Origin of the sequence: Rhizobium pisi, assembly GCF_003938655.1 — a bacterium.
Lineage (GTDB): Bacteria > Pseudomonadota > Alphaproteobacteria > Rhizobiales > Rhizobiaceae > Rhizobium > Rhizobium pisi.
The window spans coordinates 1-1,353 of record NZ_RJJT01000064.1; the positions used below are offsets into that span (position 1 = coordinate 1).

The 1,353-nt window shown below is 60.9% G+C and carries 1 protein-coding gene; it reads right to left on the reverse strand.

What is annotated here, in order from left to right:
* Positions 1-49 precede the first annotated feature (49 nt).
* On the reverse strand, positions 50-1,353 hold a 1,304-nt coding region (locus EFD55_RS32900; protein WP_125851289.1), incomplete at its 5' end, for an IS1182 family transposase.

The following is a 1,353-nucleotide window of genomic DNA, read 5'->3' on the forward strand; positions in this document are numbered from 1 at the left end:
GGATTCTTTGCCGGTCGTGTTGGCAGAGGGCGAAGAAGGAGGTTTCGGCTTACGCCGTGGCCGGTTTTGGTGCTTTTGTCAGGGCCATTGCGATCTTCTTGATGTTTTGGGCGGCCGCAGCCAACAGGCACTGGCATGCGACGCGGGTGCGACTTCGGAAGCGGGCATAGCGATGCCCGTGAAGCTGCTTGGCATCGGCAAATGATCGCTCGACCGTCTCCTTGCGGCGCTTGTAGATTGCCTTGCCCCAAGGGGTCAGGCGGTTGGCGTCGGTGCGCTGGCGGGCATCGGCCCAGATATGGCGGGTTATGGTGCGTGTCGCCGTGGCGTTATTGGTGCAGGAGGCCAGCAACGGACAATCGCGGCAGAGGGCAGGATCCGAACGATAGTGGCGATAACCGTTGCGGTCGGTGGTGGCATAGGCGAGCAGTTGGCCTTCGGGGCATCGGTAACCGTCTGTCTCGGGCTCATAGCCGAATTTCGACTTGCGCATCATGCCGGCTCTGGGCGGGGTCGGGTTGCGATAGCCGGTGACACCGAGGATGGTGCGGTCCTCAAGACCCTTGGCGATGCCGGATGTCGCATAGCCGGCATCCAGCCCGACAGCACCGACCTCGAAGCCGAACCGCTCACGCTGGCGGTCCAGCCGCTCGAGATAGACGATACTGTCATGCACATTGGCGGGCGTGACATGGGTATCGGTGATGATCGCAAGCTTGCCATCCACCGTGCGGTGATCGAGGTAGAAGAAGCCCTTCGGCTTGCCATCGCGCACCATGTAGCCGCTGTCGGGATCGGTGCGCGACACCTTGGTTTCCTTCACCTGCGGCTCGCGCTCCTTTTCCTTCAAGGGCTTCTGGCCGTGGAGTGCTCGCTCGGCCTCAATCGCCCGGTCGAGATCGGCCCAGTAATCGGAGCGCGACTTTTCGATCATCGCAAGATCATATTTGCCCTTGTTGGCATTCGCCTTCAGATGCGTTGAATCCGTATAAAGCACCCTGCCATCCACCAGGCCATGACGGATCGCCTGCTCGACGATGTGGTCAAAAATGTCCTGCGCCACGCTCGTGTCGTTGAAGCGCCGGCGGCGGTTCTGCGACAGCGTCGAGGCGTCAAACACACCATCCGTCAGCTTCATCTGCAGAAACCAGCGATAGGCGACGTTGACCTCGATCTCGCGCACCAGCTGACGCTCCGAGCGGATGCCGAACAGGTAGCCAATGAACAGCGCCTTGAACATCAAGGTCGGATCGAGCGGTGGGCGGCCGTTGTCGGCGCAATAAAGCCCCGCAACGCGATCGTGGATGAAGGAAAAGTCGATCACCGCGTCGATCTTGCGAAGCAGGTGATCCT